The organism is Streptomyces sp. BR123, from assembly GCF_013401435.1.
Taxonomy (GTDB): domain Bacteria; phylum Actinomycetota; class Actinomycetes; order Streptomycetales; family Streptomycetaceae; genus Streptomyces.
In genome coordinates this window covers 1-18,455 of the sequence record NZ_JACBGN010000138.1, presented here as the reverse complement: position 1 = coordinate 18,455, position 18,455 = coordinate 1, and the positions used below count along the sequence as shown (strand labels likewise).

At 75.5% G+C, this 18,455-nt stretch carries 14 protein-coding genes and 1 pseudogene; 8 read left to right on the top strand and 7 right to left on the bottom strand.

Annotated elements, in window-relative coordinates; translation table 11 throughout:
• Nucleotides 1–215: 215 nt before the first annotated feature.
• The 3 genes from HYE82_RS21050 to HYE82_RS21040 all read left to right on the top strand — a co-directional run bounded on the left by HYE82_RS21050 (nt 216) and on the right by HYE82_RS21040 (nt 4,890).
• Nucleotides 216–1,355, top strand: coding sequence for a histidine kinase (locus tag HYE82_RS21050; RefSeq protein ID WP_309144392.1), 1,140 nt, complete (start codon nt 216–218; stop codon nt 1,353–1,355).
• Nucleotides 1,352–2,035, top strand: coding sequence for a response regulator transcription factor (locus HYE82_RS21045; protein ID WP_309144391.1), 684 nt, complete (start codon nt 1,352–1,354; stop codon nt 2,033–2,035). Before HYE82_RS21050 ends, HYE82_RS21045 begins: the two co-directional genes overlap by 4 nt.
• A gap of 446 nt (nt 2,036–2,481) precedes the next feature.
• Entirely contained in the window at nt 2,482–4,890 is a 2,409-nt protein-coding gene (locus HYE82_RS21040; RefSeq protein ID WP_218782870.1) for a TIM-barrel domain-containing protein, read from the top strand.
• A gap of 51 nt (nt 4,891–4,941) precedes the next feature.
• On the opposite strand, the gene HYE82_RS21035 is transcribed toward HYE82_RS21040, so the two are convergent.
• A complete protein-coding gene (locus HYE82_RS21035; RefSeq protein WP_179175676.1) occupies nt 4,942–5,478 on the bottom strand; it encodes a DUF6817 domain-containing protein in 537 nt (178 codons plus the stop codon).
• A gap of 177 nt (nt 5,479–5,655) precedes the next feature.
• Between HYE82_RS21035 and HYE82_RS21030 the strand changes: the two genes are divergently transcribed.
• The gene (locus tag HYE82_RS21030; protein ID WP_179175675.1) at nt 5,656–6,564 is read left to right on the top strand and encodes a LysR family transcriptional regulator; all 909 of its coding nucleotides are present in this window, start codon (nt 5,656–5,658) and stop codon (nt 6,562–6,564) included.
• Here HYE82_RS21030 and HYE82_RS21025 read toward each other — a convergent pair.
• Both HYE82_RS21025 and HYE82_RS21020 read right to left on the bottom strand, forming a co-directional pair.
• Nucleotides 6,541–7,842: pseudogene (locus tag HYE82_RS21025) on the bottom strand (MFS transporter); the annotation flags it as partial. The gene HYE82_RS21030 and the pseudogene HYE82_RS21025 overlap by 24 nt on opposite strands.
• Nucleotides 7,839–8,438, bottom strand: coding sequence for a TetR/AcrR family transcriptional regulator (locus HYE82_RS21020; protein WP_179175674.1), 600 nt, complete (start codon nt 8,436–8,438; stop codon nt 7,839–7,841). The pseudogene HYE82_RS21025 and the gene HYE82_RS21020, both read right to left, overlap by 4 nt.
• 151 nt (nt 8,439–8,589) lie before the next feature.
• On the opposite strand from HYE82_RS21020, the gene HYE82_RS21015 reads away from it, so the two are divergent.
• Nucleotides 8,590–8,853, top strand: coding sequence for a DUF6158 family protein (locus HYE82_RS21015; protein ID WP_179175673.1), 264 nt, complete (start codon nt 8,590–8,592; stop codon nt 8,851–8,853).
• Nucleotides 8,854–9,081: 228 nt separating this feature from the next.
• On the opposite strand, the gene HYE82_RS21010 is transcribed toward HYE82_RS21015, so the two are convergent.
• The gene (locus tag HYE82_RS21010; RefSeq protein ID WP_179175672.1) at nt 9,082–10,470 is read right to left on the bottom strand and encodes a helix-turn-helix transcriptional regulator; all 1,389 of its coding nucleotides are present in this window, start codon (nt 10,468–10,470) and stop codon (nt 9,082–9,084) included.
• Nucleotides 10,471–10,610: 140 nt separating this feature from the next.
• Between HYE82_RS21010 and HYE82_RS21005 the strand changes: the two genes are divergently transcribed.
• Entirely contained in the window at nt 10,611–11,966 is a 1,356-nt protein-coding gene (locus tag HYE82_RS21005; RefSeq protein ID WP_179175671.1) for a M64 family metallopeptidase, read from the top strand.
• 41 nt (nt 11,967–12,007) lie between these two features.
• Here HYE82_RS21005 and HYE82_RS21000 read toward each other — a convergent pair whose 3' ends face one another.
• Nucleotides 12,008–13,171 carry a serine hydrolase gene (locus HYE82_RS21000; protein ID WP_179175670.1) on the bottom strand — a complete coding sequence of 388 codons (1,164 nt, stop codon included), beginning with the start codon at nt 13,169–13,171 and terminating at the stop codon, nt 12,008–12,010.
• A 104-nt stretch (nt 13,172–13,275) separates the two neighbouring features.
• Here HYE82_RS21000 and HYE82_RS20995 point away from each other — a divergent pair, with 104 nt between their 5' ends.
• On the top strand, nt 13,276–14,358 hold the full coding sequence (locus HYE82_RS20995) for a GNAT family N-acetyltransferase (protein ID WP_179175669.1): 1,083 nt from the start codon (nt 13,276–13,278) through the stop codon (nt 14,356–14,358).
• On the opposite strand, the gene HYE82_RS20990 is transcribed toward HYE82_RS20995, so the two are convergent.
• Both HYE82_RS20990 and HYE82_RS20985 read right to left on the bottom strand, forming a co-directional pair.
• Nucleotides 14,352–14,765, bottom strand: coding sequence for a peptidase inhibitor family I36 protein (locus HYE82_RS20990; protein WP_179175668.1), 414 nt, complete (start codon nt 14,763–14,765; stop codon nt 14,352–14,354). The genes HYE82_RS20995 and HYE82_RS20990 overlap by 7 nt on opposite strands.
• On the bottom strand, nt 14,758–15,696 hold the full coding sequence (locus HYE82_RS20985) for a hypothetical protein (RefSeq protein ID WP_179175667.1): 939 nt from the start codon (nt 15,694–15,696) through the stop codon (nt 14,758–14,760). The genes HYE82_RS20990 and HYE82_RS20985 overlap by 8 nt, the downstream gene beginning before the upstream one ends.
• A 154-nt stretch (nt 15,697–15,850) precedes the next feature.
• On the opposite strand from HYE82_RS20985, the gene HYE82_RS20980 reads away from it, so the two are divergent.
• A partial coding sequence (locus HYE82_RS20980) for a hypothetical protein (protein ID WP_179175666.1) occupies nt 15,851–18,455 on the top strand: 2,605 nt, incomplete at its 3' end.

Sequence of the window (18,455 nt, the reverse complement as noted above, 5' to 3'; positions counted from 1 at the left end):
CCACAGCCCCCGCCTTCGCCCCCGCCCCCACGATGGAAGCCGGCCCTGCAAAGGGAGCTGACCCGGTCTCGGGACCCGGCCCTGCAAAGGGAGCTGATCCGGCCTCGGGAGGCGGCCCCGCGGCGGCGGACGCCTGCGCCCCGGCCCGCCCGGCCGCCGGTGCCCGAACCCCCGCACCGGCCCGGGCGTTCGCCTGGAGCCACAATGACGCACTGGTGGCCGTCGGGGCCGCGGCCGTCGACCTCACCGGCTACACGCTCGGGGCCATGGCCGAAGGCCGGACCCTGACCGTGCCCGCGCTGGCCCTGCTGGTGGCGGCCGGGCTCTGCCTGGTGATCCGGCGCCGCCACCCGCTCGGGGCGCTGGCGGCCGTCCTCGCCCTCGGCGTGCTGCTGAATCTGGCGACACCGCCGGTCCCGCACTTCGGCGCGGCCCTCGCCGTCGCCCTCTACTCGGTGGCCCGGTTCGGCAGCGGGCGCGTCGCGGCCGCGGCGGCCGCCGCGACCGTACCCCTGTCCCTGCTCGGCCACTCCGTCGACGGCAGCGGTCCGGACTCCTGGCTGTGGGGCCTGCTCGGCAACACGGTCGCCGCCGTCCTCTGCGCCGGCACGGGCGCGGCCGTGCGCCGCCGGGCCCGGGAGGCCGAGGCCCACCGCACCCTCCTCGCCGACCGCGCCGTCGCCGAGGAACGCCGCCGGATCGCCCGCGAGCTGCACGACATCGTGGCCCACCACATCACGACCATGCAGCTGATGGCCGGCGGCGCCCGCGCCAACCTGACACACGACCCCGGCGCGGCCCGCGAGGCCCTGATCACGCTGGAGGGCTCCGGCCGCATCGCACTGCGCGAAATGCGGCAGCTGCTCGACGTACTGCGGGCCGGTGACGAGCCGGACCGGGAGGGGACGCCACCGGAGCCGCAGCCCGGGGCCGCGGACCTCGACCGGCTCGTCACGGAGTCCCGACTCGGCGGAACACAGACCGAGTTCACCGTGGACGGGCCGGTACGCGCTCTGCCGCCGAGCGTGGGCCTGACGGTGTTCCGCATCGTCCAGGAGGCCCTGACGAACGCCCGCAGGCACGCCGGGCAGGCGCGGACCCGCGTACGGCTGACCTACCGCCCGGCCGAGGTGCGCGTCGAGGTCACCAACGACCGGGCGGAGCAGGCGTCCGCGGCGGCGCCGGCGTCCGGGTACGGTCTGATCGGCATGCGCGAACGCGTCGCCCTGCAGGGCGGAACCCTGGAGGCGGGAGCCGTCCACGGAGGCGGCTTCCGGGTGGCGGCCCGCATCCCCGCCGATGCGGCGGGAGACCGGGGGCGTGCCGGGGGAGAAGAGGAGGTGGGGCACCGGTGATCCGTGTGCTGATCGCGGACGACCAGCCGCTGGTCCGGCGCGGCCTGGCCCTGATCCTGGCCCCGGAGCCGGACGTCGAGGTGGTGGGCGAGGCCGGCGACGGCGCCGAGGCCGTCGCCCTCGCCCGGAGGCTGCGGCCCGACGTGGTCGTCATGGACATCCGGATGCCGGTCCTCGACGGGGTCGGCGCCACCGGGGAACTCGCCCGTACCCTCCCCGAAACCCGGGTGCTGGCCCTGAGCACCTTCGACATGGACGAGTTCGTCGTCGCCGCCCTGCGCGCCGGCGCCCACGGTTTCCTCCCGAAGGACGTCTCCCCCGAGGAGCTGACCGCGGCCGTGCGCACCGTACACGCCGGGGAGGCGGCGGTGGCGCCGCGGCTGCTGACCCGGCTCATCGCGGCGTACGTCCGCGCCCCGGACCGGCTGCGCGGCCCGGGGGTGGCCGCGGCCCCCGCTGCAGCCGCCGAACTCACCCCCCGCGAGCAGGAGATATGGCGGCTGCTCGCCACCGGCCTGGACAACGCGGGGATCGCCCGGGAGCTGGACATCAGCGTCTCGACGGTGAAGAACCACATCACGGGCGTCTTCACCAAGCTCGGCGTCCGCGACCGGGCCCAGGCCGTGATCGCGGCCTACGAATCCGGTCTCGTGGTGGCCGCCCGGGAGAACGCGCGCTGACCGGCCGGATCCGGGCCGGTCCGCCCGTGCGCCCGGGGCCGGCCCGTGGCACAGTGCCAGGACCATGACCGCCGTGCGCGATCCGCACCCTGCGCACTGCCCCGTGTGCGTACAGGTGCCGCAACGCATCTCCTGGTGCCGGCGCCCCGGCAGGCCGGTCCTGCTCTTCAGCACGTGCGGCCACCACCACACCACCCCGGCACCCCCGGCCCCGGCATCACCCCATCCCGGTCCGGCGGCGGCACCGGTCCGTGTGAGGGCGCACCGCTCCACGGGCACGCGGATGCGAGGGGACGGGCTGGGGGAGCATGGCCGGGCATGCTCGAAACTGCTTGATTATCGGCCAGTTCGAGCAGCTTTCTTCACGTGATCTCCGTGGATCGCTATGTTGCCAGGCGCATGCCAAATCGGTGTGTCCGTGACACGGACCGCACGAGGAGCTGCCCATGACACTGTTCGGCATCCGCACGCGCCCGCGTAGGCGGCGGCGCGGCCTCCTGGCCGCGCCGGCCGCCGGGGGCCTGGCCATGGCGGGCCTGGCAGCCGCCGGGCCGCTGATCCTTCCCGCCTCCGCGGCCCCCGGCCCTTCCGCGGCCCCTGCCCCGGCCACGGCGGGCGACGTGACCGGGTTCTCCCGGTCGGGGAACACCTTCACCGTCACCGCGTCCAGCGGGGCCCGGGCCCGCGTGGTCATCGCCCGCGCCGACATCTTCCGGCTCTGGCTCTCGCCCGACGGTTCCTTCGCCCACGACCCGGCCGGCTCCGACCTGGCCGTCACCACCGACTTCGGCCCCGTCGGCGCCGACTGGACCGACGCGGGCTCCCACTACCGGATCACCACCCGCTCCCTCAGCATCCGCGTCAACAAGTCGCCCCTCACGTTCTCCGTCTACCGCGCCGACGACACCACCCTCGTCTGGGAGGAGAGCCGGCCCACCGCATGGACCGGCAACCGCACCACCCAGTACCTGACCCGCGGCGCGGACGAGCAGTTCTACGGCACCGGTCTCCGCCTCGGGGAATGGGCCCTGCGCGGCAAGACCGTCCCGGTCGCCGTCGACAACACCTGGCGCGAGAACGGCAACGCCAGTCCGGCCCCCTTCTACATGTCCACCAACGGCTACGGCGTGATGCGCAACACGTGGGCGCCCGGCTCGTACGGCTTCAACGCCCCCACCACCCTCACCCACGACGAGAAGCGGTTCGACGCCTGGTACTTCACCGGCGACTCCCCCAAATCCGTGCTCGACGCCTATACCGACGTGAGCGGCAAGCCGTTCCTGGCCCCGCTGTGGGGCCTTGAACTCGGCAACGCCGACTGTTTCAACGCCTCCAACCCCGACTACCAGGGCGACCACGGCCGACCCCGCCACCAGACCACCCCCGACGTGGTCGGGTACGCGGACGACGCCCGGGCCGCCGACATGCCCTCCGGCTGGTTCCTGCCCAACGACGGCTACGGCTGCGGCTACACCGCACCCCTGAAACGGACCGTCGACGCCCTGCAGGCCAGGGGCTTCCGGACCGGCCTGTGGACCTCCACCGGGCTCGCGGACATCGCCGAGGAGGTCGGCTCTGCCGGCTCCCGGGCCGTGAAGACCGACGTGGCCTGGATCGGCGGCGGCTACAAGCAGGCCTTCGCCGGAGTGCAGCAGGCCGTCGACGGCATCGAGGGGAACTCCGACGCCCGCCGGTTCGTCTGGACGGTCGACGGCTGGTCCGGCACCCAGCGCAACGCCGTCGTGTGGACCGGAGACACCCACGGCACCTGGGACGACATGCGCTGGCACGTCCCCGCCATCGCCGGGGCCGGCCTCTCCGGCCTCAACTACGCCGCCGGCGACGTCGACGGCATCTTCGGCGGCAGCCCGCAGACGTACACCCGGGACCTCCAGTGGAAGGCCTTCACCCCGGCCTTCATGACCATGTCCGGCTGGGGCGCCGCCAACCCGTCCGCCGGCTACCACGACAAGCAGCCCTGGCGGTTCGCCGAGCCCTACCGGTCGATCAACCGCAAGTACCTCCAGCTGAAGATGCGCCTGATGCCGTACCTGTACACGATGAGCCGCACCGCCCACGAGACCGGCGTGCCCAGCACCCGCGCCATGGTCCTCGAATACCCCGAGGACCCGGTGGCCCGCGGCAACCTCACCAGCGGCCAGTTCATGGCCGGCGACTCCTTCCTCGTCGCACCGGTCGTCTCCGACACGACCGTCCGCGACGGCATCCACCTGCCCGCCGGGACGTGGACGGACTACTGGACGGGGAAGACGTACGCCGGGCCCGGCCTCTTGAACGGCTACCGGGCGCCCCTCGACACACTGCCGCTGTTCGTCAAGGGCGGCGCGATCGTGCCGATGTGGCCGCAGATGAACCACACGGGCGAGAAGCCCGTCTCCGTGCTCACCTACGACATCCACCCGCGCGGAGCGTCCTCGTTCAGCCTGTACGAGGACGACGGGCTCACCCGCGCCCACCTGTCCGGAGCGTACGCCCGCCAGCAGGTCGACGTCACCGCCCCGGCCGCCGGATCCGGCACGGTCACCGTCTCCGTGGGCGCCCCCGTCGGCGACTACGCAGGCAAGCCCGCTGCCCGCGGCTACGCGTTCACCCTCCATGTGGCGTCCGCGCCCGGCCGGGTCGCCGTCGACGGCTCCGCCCTGGCCCGCCTGACCTCCAAGGCCGCCTATGACGCGGCCGTGACCGGCTGGTTCTTCGACCCCGCGGACCGCGGCGGCATCCTGTGGGTGAAGTCCGGTACGGCCTCGGGCGCGTTCACCGTCACCGCCGAAGGCACCAGCGTCCCGGCCGCCGACCCGGTCCCGGCCGGTTCCGCCCCGCCGCCCACGCCCTGACCCGGACACCCGGCCCGGCTGCCCGGCGCGCCCCGGTCCCCGCGGTCCGGCTCAGGCCTCCCCGAGTACGGCCCGGCACTCCCGCAGTGCCGGGCCGCTCAGCAGCCCCTGCCAGCGGGCGAACAGGCCGCGCAGGTCCGGTCCGTACGTCGCCCGGAACACGGGGTCGGTCCGGGCGAGGTCCAGCTCGTTCGCGGCCGTCAGCTCCGCGAAGTCCCGCCGGGCCTGCAGGTCCGGGGTGTGGAGGCGGCCGGTGAACCGGTCCCGGAAGGCAGGCTCTCCAGCGGCGAGCGAGGGGTACGAGGCCGAGCGGTCGCAGCAGGCGTACAAGTAGGCGGTCTCCTCGGCGCCGGTCCCGATGACCGCGGCGAGTTCGGCCCGCCGGGTGACCGGGAGCAGGGCGGTGGCGAAGCCGTCCGTGCCGTAGAACGCGTGGCACAGGCCGGCGAGCCGCAGCTCGGGCCGTGCGCCCCAGGACTCCAGCAGCGCCTCGACGCGGGTGAGGTGTGCGAGGAGCGTCCCGCCGGGATGCGGGATCCGCTCGGCGCCGAGCTCGCGCAGCAGCGCGAGCGCATCCGGTCTGGTCAAGGCTCGGCTTCCGTTCTCCTGAGCGGGTCGGCACCCGTCACCGCCCACCCCCGCGTCCGGACGACGGCGCGGGCGGGGACGGGTTGCCGCCCTGGGACCCGCCACGATCGTCATCCACCCTCATACCCAAGTCAATCCTCTGATTCACTGTCAACCTCCAAGCGATAGCTTGGATCCATGACTCTCGACGACCTCCGTGTCTTCGTGGCCGTCTGCCGGGCCGGCAGCCTCAGCGCCGTCGCCCGCGACCTCGGCTGCACCCAGTCCGCCGTCAGCCAGCACGTCCGCCGCCTGGAGAAGCAGATCGGCACGGCCCTGCTCGCCCGCCACGCCCGCGGCGCCCTCCCCACCGAGGCCGGCCGGATCCTCCAGGCGGCCGCCGCCGACGGCATCGCCGGCCTCGACGGGGCGCTGCGCCGCCTGGACGACCTCGTACGCGGGGACACCGGATCGGTCCGCATCACCACGGGGGCGACGACCGTCCGCCACTTCATGTCCGAGGCGGTCGTCGGCTTCCGCCGCCGCCACCCGGAGGTGAGCCTGGAATTCCAGACCGAGAACTCAAGCCGCAGCTGCTTCGACGCCCTCGCCGCCGACGACCTGGACCTCGCCTGGGTCACCATCGGCAAGCCGGTGCGCGGCATCGAGCAGCGCCCCGTCATGGATCTGCCCTGGGTCCTCGCGACCGCCGCCGAGGACCCCCTCGCCTCCCGGTCCCGCATCGACACCGCCGATCTGGCCGGCATCCGCCACATCCGGCTCCCGGAGAACTCCACCTCCCGCGCCCACCTCGACACCGCCCTCACCGAAGCCGGCATCACCATCCGCTCCGACACCGGCGTGGCCGACTGGGACACCGCCCTACTGCTGGCCGAACTGGGGCTGGGCCACGCCGTGGTGCCCGCCCTGCCCGGCTGGCAGGTGCCCGGCTCCGGCGGGCCGCTGCGGCTCGTCCCGGTCCCCGCCCTGCCGCCCCTCCCGGTCGGCTGGGCGGTCCGCCGCTGGTCCGCCCTGTCCCCGCTGGCCCGGGTGTTCGCCGACGACGTCGCCCGCAGCTGCCGGGCGCGCGCCGCGCGGCAGCAGTGACGCGGGCAGCAGCCCGACGCCGGCCAGGGCCGCCAGTGCGAGGAGTGCCGCCGACGAGACCCCCGCGCCCGCGGCGACGGCGATCCCGAACGCGGGCCCCACGTTCATCGCGGTCTGCTTGAGGCCCCCGACGACCCCCGCGTACCCGGGCGGGGCGTCCCCGACGACGGTCCCGGTGGCGGTCACCATGACGGCGGCGAAACCGGCGCCGAGCACCGCGAACGCCGCCGTGACCGCGGGCCCGGACCACAGGCAGAGCCCGGCGACACCGGCGGCGACCAGGGCCGTGCCCGCGAGCGCGGTCCGCCTCGGCCCCCACCGCCGCAGCAGCGATCCGGCCGCCGGCGCACCGGCGACCATGCACGCGGTGAGCGGCAGCACGAGCAGGCCGGTGGCCAGCGGGTCCAGCCCACGCCGCTCCTGGAGCAGGAAGGTGGCCGTGAACAGCGCCCCGAACATACCCGCGGAGACGCACAGCAGCAGCGCCATCGACGCGGTGACCGACACCGACCGCGCCACGGCGGGCGGCACCAGCGGCTCCGCGGCCCGCCGTTCACGGCGCACGAACAGCACGCCGATCCCGGCGGCCCCGCAGAGCCCGAGCAGCGTCGGCGCGGACAGCCACCCGTGCTCCGGTACGCCGGCCAGCGCGTGCACGAGGACCCCGAGGGCGGCGGCGAGCAGCGCCGCGCCCACCGGCTGCGGCCCGCCGGGAGCGGTCCGCTGCGGCGCGGGTGCCCGTACGGCGAGCACCAGGACGGCGATCACCACGGCCACCGGCACGTTCAGCCAGAACACCGACCGCCAGCCCGCCTGCGCGACCAGCAGCCCCCCGAGCAGCGGTCCGGCGGCCGCGGCCACCCCGATCGCCCCGGTGCGGACGGCCACCGGCCCGGCGAGCCGCTCGGCAGGGTACGCCAGCCGCAGCAGGGCCAGCGTCGCCGGCTGGAGCAGCGCCCCGAACAGGCCCTGCACGGCCCGCAGGGCGATCACCCAGCCGGCCCCGGGCGCCGCCGCGATGCCCGCCGAGGCCGCGGCGAAGCCCAGGACGCCGACCAGCAGCAGCCGGGCGTGCCCGTACCGGTCGCCGAGACGGCCGGCGATGACGAGGAACGCGGCCACGGCGAGCAGATAGGCGGTACTGGTCCACTGCACCTGCGCCACGCTCGCCCCGAGGTCGCGGCGCAGCGCAGGCTGCGCCACGCTCAGTACCGTTCCGTCGAGGGCGACGAGCATCGCGCCGGCGACGCTGACCACCAGCGCGATCCGCTGCCTCATGACGCGGCCGCGCCGAGATGGGCGTCGAGGGCCGCGTCGACGAGGCGCCCGACGTACTCCTCCCCGTCGGTGCCGAGGACCAGCGGCAGGCTGCCGAAGGCCCACAGCTGGGCCACCCCGTGCAGGTTGGCCCACAGTGCGGCCGCCGTGACCTCGGCGTCCGTCGTGACACCGCACCGTGAGACCAGCGAGACGAGCAGCTCGAACAGCGGCAGCGTCGACGCGCGCAGCTGCGGCTGCCCGGTGTCCTCCCGGCCCGTGCTGTCCAGCAGGTCGTGGCGGAACATCAGCTCGAACATGCCGCGCCGCTCCAGCGCGTGGCCGACGTACACCCCCGCGATGGCACGGAGCCGGGCCCGCGGCGCTGCCGTGCCGGCGATCGCGGCTCCGACCCGGGCCGCGAGGTCTTCGAAGCCGCGCCGGGCGATCGCCGACAGCAGGGCGTGGTGGGTGGGGAAGTAGCGGCGGGGCGCGCCGTGGGACACGCCGGCCCGGCGGGCGATCTCGCGCAGCCCGACGGCGGCGGTGCCCTCGGTCAGCACGAGGTCGACGCCCACGTCGATCAGCCGCTCCCGAAGCGGTTTCTCCTGGTCCATGGCACCTGTCTATCCGATTCGGTAGACAGTGTCTACTCGATGGTGCCGACGATGGTGCTCCGGCGGGCCGCGGCCGGGCCGAAAGGGCTCGTGGAGGGGATGATGGAGTCACCGGGTCCGTCGGCGACGCAGAGCAGGAGGTGTAGCGGCCATGGCTGAGCACGACGGCGGTCCATCGGCGCGGAAGCTGGAGGAAGGCAGGCTGCTCAAGGAGCTGGAGGCCATCCACCGCACCCGCCACGAGACCCTGCTGCACGGGTCGGACGACGCGCTGGTCACCCATACGCAGCGGATGAACGAGCTGGAGCACGAGTACGTGCGCCGCCACCCCCACCGCGCCCAGACGGCAGGGCGCACCCGCACGGGCGCCCGTGCCCGCACGAGCGCGGAGCAGGAGAAGCCCGACGGCACCTGACCAGGTCGTACGCCCGAGCCCGAGCGCCCCGGTCCCCCGGGCCGACCGAGCGGCCCGGCCCGCCCGGAGCGTCCGGCCCGCTCGGCCTGCCCGGTCCGCCCGGTCCGCCCGGTCCGCCCGGTCCGCCCGGACCGTTCGGCCGGCCCGGACGGTCACCTCGACCGGTCACCCCGCTCCGTTCGGCCGGCGCGGTCCGCCCGGCCCCTTCGGCCCGGTCGGTCGGACCGGTCAGTCGGCCCGGTCCGGTCGGGCCGCTCGGTCAGGCCGGGCCCGACCGCCCCCGAGTACCGCCGGCGGGGCCGCCGGGGCCGGGCCCAGCGTCGTCGTCCCCGGGGCCGCACGGTGTCCCAGGCCCGTCCGGTACGCGTCCAGCGCGGCCTCGGTGCGGCCGGTGCGCCGCAGCAGGTCGCCCAGCAGCCGGCACAGGTCCGCCAGGTCCCCGCTCGCCCCGCTCCGCTCCAGCAGGGCCAGCGCCTGCACGTAGTGCTGCTCGGCGCACTCCGTCTCCCCGCGCTCCTCCGCCATCAGGCCGAGCAGCCGGTGCGCCCCGCCCGCGTGCACCGCCCCGTGGCTGTCGCCCAGCTCCAGCAGGCCGGCGAGCAGCTCCGCCGCCTCCTCGCCGCGGCCCAGCCGGCGCAGCACATCCGCGAGCTCCACCTCCACCTGCGCCGTGTACAGGGCCGCCCGCCGGGCCGCCAGCATGTCCCGGGCCGTGCGCAACTCGGCCTCCGCCGACGCCAGGTCGCCGTTCTGCGCCTGCACGTAGCCCCGCATCCAGTGGCAGTGCGCCAGGTCCGTGCGCAGCCGCAGCTGCCGGTAGATCGCCTGCGCCTTGGCGAGGGAGGCGTCGGCGTCCGCCGTGCGGCCCGCCGCCAGGAACGTCCGCGCCACCTGCCGGTGCATCCCCGCCAGCAGGGCCGGGTCGTCGACCCGCGGGGCCAGGGCGAGGGCGATCTCGGCGGCGCGGGCCGCCCGGGCATGGGCGCCCATGTCGATGTACGGGCCGATGACCGCCGCGTACAGCAGCACCAGCGCCTCGGGGTCGGCCAGCCCGCTCGCGTCCAGCTCGTCGATCGCCGATTCCAGCAGGTAGCAGGCGTAGCGCAGCTCCCCGGCGAGCAGGTGGGCGACGGCCCGCCCGCGGACCGCGCGGGCCCGCCGGGGCAGGGGCTCGCCGGCCAGCAGCCGCTCGGCGGCCTCGAAGTGCCCCGTTGCCGCGCCCAGTTCGCCTGACTCCAGGGCGCAGTCGCCCAGCCCGAGCAGAGCCTCCGCCTGCTCGGCGGCGAGGCCGAGCCGTTCGGCGTCCGCCAGCAGCTGCCCGTAGCGGGCCGCGGCCTCGACGGCGTCGCCGGTCGCCAGCGTCCGCTGGGCGTCGGTGAGGGCGAGCCGCAGTTCGGTGGCCAGACGGGCGGGGCGGCCGGTGGCGAGCTCCTCGTACGAGGTCCCGAGCCGCTCGGCGAGGAAGCGCAGCGCTGCCTCCGAGGGCCTGACCTTGCCCGCCTCCAGGGTGGAGATGTAGGCGGCGGTGTACGAGGGCTCCGCCAACGCCCGCTGTGTCAGCCCGCGTTCGGCTCGCATCCGGGCAACCCTGCGACCGATCTCGGCCGGTTCGTCCATGAAGACCCCCTGCTCGTTCCAACTCCCCAGTATTCAGGGGCGGCAGGCCATTGCACACGTCCCCGGGCCGCCCCTAGTTTAAGCAGCCGCTTCACTGTGCTTACTCGACTGCTTAACCGCCTTTCCCGGGGGAGGACTTCATGGAACGAGCCGTCCGGACGGCCCTGCGCGGCGCCGTCTGCGCGGTCGGCGCGACCGTGCTGCTGATGGCCGTGGGCCCGGCCGGAGCGACCGCCGCGCCCACACCGCCGTCCTCGACCGCCTCCGGCCCCCGGGTGGAGGTGCCGGGGCCGGAGGACGGCACCGTCGCGGGATCCGGCCATGTCCGGGTGTCCGCCGCCGGCCGGGCCGCCGACGGCGCCCGACTCTCCGAGGCGGACCGGGCCGCCGACGGCCGGGTCACCAAGATCGTCGACGGCGGCCCCGCCGCGGACCGCCTCGACATCGTCGTCGTCGGCGACGGCTACACCGCAGCCGAGCTGGACCGCTTCCACGCCGACGCCCGGGCCAAATGGGCCGAGATCGCCGCCGTCGAGCCGTACACCACCTACCGCAACCTCTTCAACGTCTGGACCGTCGACGCCGTCTCCCACGACTCCGGCGTCACCGGCGATCCCACGCCCGCCACCGTCCGCGACACCGCCCTCGGCTCGTACTTCTGGTGCGAGGACATCGAGCGTCTGCTGTGCATCGACCAGCCGAAGGTGGACGCGTACGTGGCGCAGGCACCCGACGCCGACCTCGTCCTCGTCCTGGCCAACAGCGCCAAGTACGGCGGCGCCGGCTACAACGAGCGCAGCGCCACCCTCGGCTACGAGGGCATCTCCACCGCCTCCGCCGGCCACGCCAAGTCCGGACAGGTCGCCATCCACGAGACCGGCCACTCCCTCGGCAAGCTCGCCGACGAGTACTTCTACCCCGACACCCCCGGCTACGAGAAGTACGAGGGCCCCGAGCCCGCGGACTCCAACAGTTCCACCCTGCCCGCCGACCGGATGGCCGCCGAACGGGCCAAGTGGCACCGGTGGCTCGGCGAGCCCTCACCCGACGGCGGCACCGTCGGCACGTACGAGGGCGGCGGCTACTACGTCACCGGCCTCTACCGGCCCACCGACAGCTCACTCATGCGGGTCCTCGGCAAGCCCTTCAACCTGCCCGGCACCGAGGCGATGATCGGCGGCTTCTACCAGCACGCCCGGCCTGTCACCGCCGTCACCCCGACCACCCGCACCCTGCGGCTGCCCCACACGGCGAAGGTGTCCGTACCCCGGCTCGCCGGCACCGACGGGCGGCAGCTCGACGTCCGCTGGCACCTCGACGGAAGGGAGCTGAAGCGCCTCGCCGGCCGGACCGAGGTCGCCGTGGCGGAGCTGTGGCTGCTCGACCTGCGCAGCCACCGGCTGTCCGTCACCGTCGAGGACCGCACCCCCGCCGTGCGCGACCCGAAGACGGCCGGTGCCCTGCGGGCCACGATCGGCTGGACCGTCCGCCTCTGAGCACCGCGCCCGCACCGCGTCCCGCCGGCGCTGCGCCCCGGCTACGCCGCCCGGTCCGGCCGGGCGGCGTACGTCCAGAACGCGCGCATCACCTCGGGCGCGGCCGGGCCGCTCAGCTCCACCTGGGTCAGGAGCACGGCGACGGTGCCCGTCAGCGGTGTGATGTGGGCCGCCGTACCCGTGCCGCCGATCCAGCCGTAGCGCCCCTGCACGTTCCACGGATCCCGCGGCAGCACGTCCACGGAGCCGCCGAACCCCCACCCCTGCCCCTCCAGGAACGGCTCGGCGCCCGCCCGCTGATCGGGAGTCAGCCAGTCCGTGGTCATCCGCTGCACCGACCCCTCGGTCAGGATCCGGCCCCGGCCGCCGTCGAGGGCGCCCCCGGCGAGCAGCATCCGACAGAAGGCCGCCACGTCGTCGACGGTCGAGACCAGGCCGCCGCCACCGGACGGGAACGCCGGGGCGCTGCTCCACTGCCCGCCGGGCGGGTCGACCAGCTCCAGCCCGCCGCCGGCCTGCCGGTACTGGCTGGTGAAGCGGCCCAGATCGGCGGCGGGCACCTCGAAACCGGTGTCGGCCATGCCGAGCGGATCGAAGACCCGCTCCTCCAGGAACGCGGGCAGGGGCCTCCCCGACACCCTGGCGACCAAAACGCCGAGGACGTCCGAGCACGTGTCGTACAGCCAGGCCTCACCCGGCTGGTGCAGCAGCGGGATCCGCGACAGGGCCCGCATCCACGCGTCCGGCGCCGGCACCTCCTGCGGCCGCGGCGGCCCCTGCCGCAGCTCGCCGAACAGCGGCGCGACGGCGGGCAGCGAGAAGTCGCCGGGGAAGCCGATCCCCGCGCGGAAGGTGAGCAGGTCGAACACGGTGACCTGGCGGGCCGCCGGCACCACGTCGTCGACCGGGCTCCCGGGCGTCCGCACCACGACGGGCGACGCCAGCTCCGGCAGCCACGGCGCGACGGGATCGTCCAACGCGCACCGGCCCTCCTCGACCAGCATCATCACCGCGGCGGCCGTCACGGGCTTGGTCAGCGAGGCGATCCGGAAGATCGAGTCCCGGACCATCGGGGAGGTGCCCTCCGCGTCGGCGGAACCGACCGCGGCGACCTCCACCTGGCCGGCGCGGTCCACCAGCGCCACCGCGCCGGGCACCGCACCGCCGTCCACGAAGGGCGCCAGGACCTCGCGCAGACCGGTCATCACTTCCGCCTCTCCGCCGCGGCACCGTCAGATTCCGGGTGTGCGGCCCCGGTTCGCCCGATATCCGCTGGCCCGGGCACCTGCCGCATCCTAGGGTTCCGCCCATGAAGATCACCGGCACCCACGCCATCGACCGAGCCGTTTCCCTCATCACGCAGGCACTGCACGACGCGGCCCACCAGGACTGGACCGTGCCCGCGGCCGGTCTGGAATGGAGCTGCCACGACACGGCCGTCCACATCGTCAACGACTTCACCGTGTACGCCGCCCGGCTCACGGCCCGCGCGCAAGGACCTCTGGAGGTCGAGCGGTACACGGCCCCCGGTGCCCCGCCCGCCGAACTGGCCGAGGCCATAGCGGCGTCCGGCGCCAGGCTGGCGGCCGCCGTGGCCGCGGCCGGCCCCGCCGACCGCGCCTGGCACCCGTACGGCACGGCCGACGCGGACGGCTTCGCCGCGATGGGCGTCGTCGAAGCCCTGGTGCACACCCACGACGTCCTCGACGCCCTCGGCACGCACGACTTCGACCCCGACCCGGAGCTCTGCACCTTCGCCCTGGACCGGCTCTTCCCCCACACGCCCCGCGACGCCGCCGCCCCCTGGCCGACCCTGCTGTGGGCGACGGGCCGGACCGCGCTGCCCGGGCTGCCCCGCCTCGGCGCCTGGCGCTGGTACGCCGACCCCGTCCCGGCCGGCGGCCGCATCGTGCTCTGCGAGATCACCCCGGGCGTCGCCGAAGACCTCCACGCCGGAGGCAGCGGCGGCTTCGCCTGGCCCGAGGACGGCCCCGGCGAGGGCACCCGGTTCGCCGCCGGGATGACGGCCGCGGCGTACCGGGAGGGCACCTACCGCCCGGGGTGGGGCCCGTACGCCGTGGTCCGCACGCAGGACCGCCGCGCGATCGGCGGCATCGGCTTCCACGCAGCCCCGGACGCCGACGGGAACGCCGAGGTCGGCTACGACCTCGTCCCGTCGGCCCGGGGCAACGGCTTCGCCACCGACGCGCTGAACGGCCTGACCGCATGGGCCTTCGGGCAGCCCGACCCGGCCGCCGTCCTGCACGCCACGGTCGACGAGGGCAACGCCCCCTCCCACGGGGTGGTGAAACGGGCCGGCTTCGAGCGCACCGGGACGGACGGAGAGCAGGTCCGGTACGCCCTGCGGGCCCCCGTGGGCGGACGTCAGTAGCCGCAGTTGGTGACCCACTTGTGGGAGGAGATCCGGTCGTTCCACTCCCACGGGACGTTGCCGGCCGAGCCGTTCGGCGCGCAGGTCGACGCCCCGCCGTAGCCGATGTGCTCGTACACGCGGATGTCCCCGTAGGAGCCGGCGTAGCCGTTGTTCCACCACGACGACGCCTTGTCGTTCATGTCGAAGGTGCCGTTGGCGCCGCACGTGCGCCAGTCGGCGTCGTTGGTGGACCAGCCGCACGAGGCCCCGCCGCGGTTGGTGTGCTCCCACACCCAGTAGTTCCCGTCCGCGGCCAGGCCGGAGGCCTCGGCCGGGGCGGCGCCCGCCGTCGTCAGCGCGGCGGGAACGACCAGTAGCGAGGCGGTGAGCGCGCCGGCCAGGAACAGGCTGCGGTACTTACGCATGGGACCCTCCAGAGGTCTCGGTGGCGGTGTCGTGCTCGGACTGCGTGAGGCGCCGCGCCTTCGGCAGCGCCTCGTTCTGGAGCCGCCACCTGAGCGTGATCTCCGCCCGGTGCCGGGTACGGAGCTCTTCGCCGTAGGCGCGGTCCAGAGTCTGGGAGACCCGGGCCAGCCGGGTGTCGGTCGCGCAGGTCGCTTCGACGACGGCCAGCTCGGCCGCGGCCGCGTCCGCCGCGGCCGGCGGCAGGTCCTCGCCGTACCGGGCGGCGGCCTGCCGGGACTCGTCGGGGGTGGCGTGGGGCCGGCCAGCCGCCTTCATGCACGCGGCCCACTCGGCGACCGCGCCGGTGTACTGCGCGTCCCCGCGGACCCGCGCCTCCCGCACCGGCCGCAGGTTCATCGTGACGACCTTGACCCGGAACCATGCCGCCGGATCGCCGTACAGGGAGCGCTGCGCGTCCGCGATGCAGCCGTCCGCGGAGGCGGTGACCGTCATCCCGGTGGGCGCCTTCACCGACAGCCCCACGGGGGCGGCGCCCATCAGCGCGGTACGGGCGGCCGCACGCTCCGGCGCCGACAGCCGCCGGAACCACCGCTGGTTGGGATCGTCCTCGCGGGCCCGGGCGGCGGCCCGTTCCTCGGCGCCGCCGTAGCCGTGCTCCCGGGCCCACGCGACGTCGTCCAGCGCGTACGGGAAGGAGCGCGCTCCGTCGTCCGGCACCTCGGTCACCGCGTACGGGAACCCCCGCGCGGCCATGCACCGGCTGATCAGGATCTGCTCGGCCCGCTCCAGCGTGCGGGACTCGGCGGCGCTCGGCTCGCGGGCGGCCCCCCGAGCGGAGGACCCGCAGCCGTCCAGGACCAGGACGGCTGCCAGGGCCGCGGCCGTGGTGGTGGCGGCGGCCGCCGCGGCGACGGTGCGGTGTCGGTCCACCCGGGGGCTCCTTCATGACGCGGTGCGGTGTGCGGTCGCCCCAGGTCTAGCGGCGATCCGTTGTTCGGTGTCGGGGCGGGACGGGCGAACAAACAACCGCCGAACAATCCGTACGGGAAGGCACGAAGCCGATCATTCGGGGAAGGGAAGGGGCATGGCCCGCAAGGAGCGCCCGCTCGAAGGCGACGACGGACCGCTGCTGCGGTTCGCCGCCGCCCTGCGCCGCCTGCGCCACGAGGCGGGCTCCCCGCCCTACCGCCGCCTCGCGGTCCGCGCCCACTACTCGGTGGCGACCCTGTCCGAGGCGGCGGCCGGCCGGCGGCTGCCGAGCCTGGACGTGACCCTCGCCTACGTCCGCGCCTGCGGCGGCGACACGGGGGAGTGGGAGCGGCGCTGGCACGCCGTCGCCGCCGAACTGTCCGCCGGCCGCGGCGAACCGGACGACCGACACGACCGGGGGCAGGGTGCAGGCCCGACGCAGGACGGCGCCGACGGCGTCCCGTATGTCGGCCTGGCCGCCTTCCGGGCCGAGGACGCCGGCCTGTTCTTCGGCCGGGAACGGCTCGTCGAGGACCTCGTCGCCACCCTCGCCCGCCACCGGGTCGTCGCCCTGGTCGGCGCCTCCGGCGCCGGCAAGTCCTCCCTCCTGCACGCCGGACTGCTGCCCCGGCTCCGGCAGGACGCCCCGCACACCGCGACCCGCGTCCTCACCCCCGGACCGCACCCCGTGCAGCGGCTGGAGGAAGCCCTCGCCGCACCCCGCGAACCCGCGACCGCCGACGAACTCGTCCTGGTCGTGGACCAGTTCGAGGAAGTCTTCACCGTGTGCACGGACCCGGCCGCCAGGAGCCGGTTCATCGCCGCCCTCGTCGGCGAGGCGCAGCGGCCCGGCTCCCGCTGCCGGGTCGTCCTCGGCGTCCGCGCCGACTTCTACGCCCACTGCACCCGGCACGCCCCGCTCGTCGGGATCCTGCGCGACGCGCAGACCGTCGTCGGCCCCATGACCGCGGCCGAACTGCGCCGCGCCGTCGTCGAACCGGCCCGACGGGCCGGCCTCACCGTGGAGGGCGGCCTCCAGGCCACCCTCGTCGCCCACGCGCACGGGCAGGTCGGCGCCCTGCCCCTGCTGTCCCACGCCCTGCTGGAGACCTGGCGGCGGCGCCGCGGCGCCGCCCTGACCCTGGACGGCTTCCACGCCGCGGGCGGCTTCGAGGGAGCGCTCGCCCAGTCCGCGGAAGCCCTGTACGCCTCCCTCACCGCCCGGCAGCAGCAGCTGGCCCGGCACATCTTCGTCCACCTCATCGCCCTCGGCGAGGGAACCGAGGACACCAAGCGCCCCATCGCCCGCGACGAGCTGCCCTCGGACGCCGGCACCGCGACCGTGCTGGCCCGCGCCGCCCGGCTGCGCCTGCTCACCCTCGACGACGGCCGCGTCGAACTCACCCACGAGGCACTGATCCGCGCCTGGCCCCGGCTGCGCGGCTGGCTCACCGACGACCGCGAACGCCTGCGGCTGCACCGCCGCCTCACCGAAGCCGCCCGGGCCTGGGAGAACCTGGGGCGCGACCCCGGAGCCCTCTACCGGGGCACCCGGCTCGCCCTCGCCCGCGACCTCGCCGCCGCCACCGGACTCACCGCCGCGGAACGGGACTTCCTCGACGCCGGACTCGCGGCCGAGGAGGCCGCCGGCAACTCGGCCCGCCGCCGCGCCCGCCGCCTCGGCTACCTCACCGCCCTGCTCGCCGCCCTCGTCGTGGTCGCCGGAGTCGCCACTGCCAGCGCCGTCCGGGCCGGCGCCGAGGTGACCCGGCAGCGCAACGACGCCGTCGCCGGGAACCTCGCCGACAGCGTCGGCGACCTCACCACCACCGAGCCCGGGCTGGCCGTCCAGCTCAGCCTGGCCGCGTACCGCCTCTCGCCCACCCCGAAGACCCGCGACAGCCTGGTCAGCACCCTGATGACGACCCTGTCGGCGCACCCCAAGGAGGTCGTCGCCCTCGCCTACCGCCCCGACGGCCGGCAGCTGGCCACCGCCAGCGGCGACGACACCGCCCGCCTGTGGCAGACCAACGGCACCGACCGGCCCGTCGCCGTGGCCGCCCTGACCGGGCACGGCGGCGACGTCCGCACCGTGGCCTACCGGCCCGACGGCCGCACCCTGGCCACCGGATCCGCCGACGGCACCGCCCGGCTCTGGGACGTCTCCGACCCGGCCCGGCCCGCAGAACTGGCCTCGCTCACCGGCCAGGGAGGCGAGGTGCGCGCCCTCGCCTACAGCCCCGACGGACACACGCTCGCCACCTCCGGCAGCGACGGCAGCGTGGGCCTGTGGGACGTCGCCGACGCCACCCGCCCCGCTCCCCTCGCCCGGCTCGGCGGCCACCGCGACGCCGTCCGCGCGGTCGCCTTCGCGCCGGACGGCCGCACGCTCGCCAGCGCCGGCGAGGACTCCACCGTCCGGCTCACCGACGTGACCGACCCGCGCCGCCCCGTCCCGCTCGCCGCCCTGAAGGGCCACGACACCGTCGTGTTCTCCGTCGCCTTCAGCCCCGACGGCGGCGTCCTGGCCTCCGCGGGCGGCGGCCGCTCCCCGATCCGGCTGTGGAACGCCGCCGACCCGCGGCGGCCCACCCCGCTCGCCACCCTCACCGGCCACACCGACGTGGTCGGCTCCGTGGTGTTCAGCCCCGACGGGCGCACCCTCGCCAGCGCCAGCGACGACCGCACCGTCCGCATGTGGAGCGTCGCCCGCCCAGCCC

Coding starts and splice junctions, on each gene's coding strand:
- HYE82_RS21040 (WP_218782870.1), top strand. CDS start 2,482: ATGACACTGTTCGGCATCCGCACGCGCCCGCGTAGGCGGCGGCGCGGC.
- HYE82_RS21030 (WP_179175675.1), top strand. CDS start 5,656: ATGACTCTCGACGACCTCCGTGTCTTCGTGGCCGTCTGCCGGGCCGGC.
- HYE82_RS21020 (WP_179175674.1), bottom strand. CDS start 8,438: ATGGACCAGGAGAAACCGCTTCGGGAGCGGCTGATCGACGTGGGCGTC.
- HYE82_RS21015 (WP_179175673.1), top strand. CDS start 8,590: ATGGCTGAGCACGACGGCGGTCCATCGGCGCGGAAGCTGGAGGAAGGC.
- HYE82_RS21010 (WP_179175672.1), bottom strand. CDS start 10,470: ATGGACGAACCGGCCGAGATCGGTCGCAGGGTTGCCCGGATGCGAGCC.
- HYE82_RS21005 (WP_179175671.1), top strand. CDS start 10,611: ATGGAACGAGCCGTCCGGACGGCCCTGCGCGGCGCCGTCTGCGCGGTC.
- HYE82_RS21000 (WP_179175670.1), bottom strand. CDS start 13,171: ATGACCGGTCTGCGCGAGGTCCTGGCGCCCTTCGTGGACGGCGGTGCG.
- HYE82_RS20995 (WP_179175669.1), top strand. CDS start 13,276: ATGAAGATCACCGGCACCCACGCCATCGACCGAGCCGTTTCCCTCATC.
- HYE82_RS20990 (WP_179175668.1), bottom strand. CDS start 14,765: ATGCGTAAGTACCGCAGCCTGTTCCTGGCCGGCGCGCTCACCGCCTCG.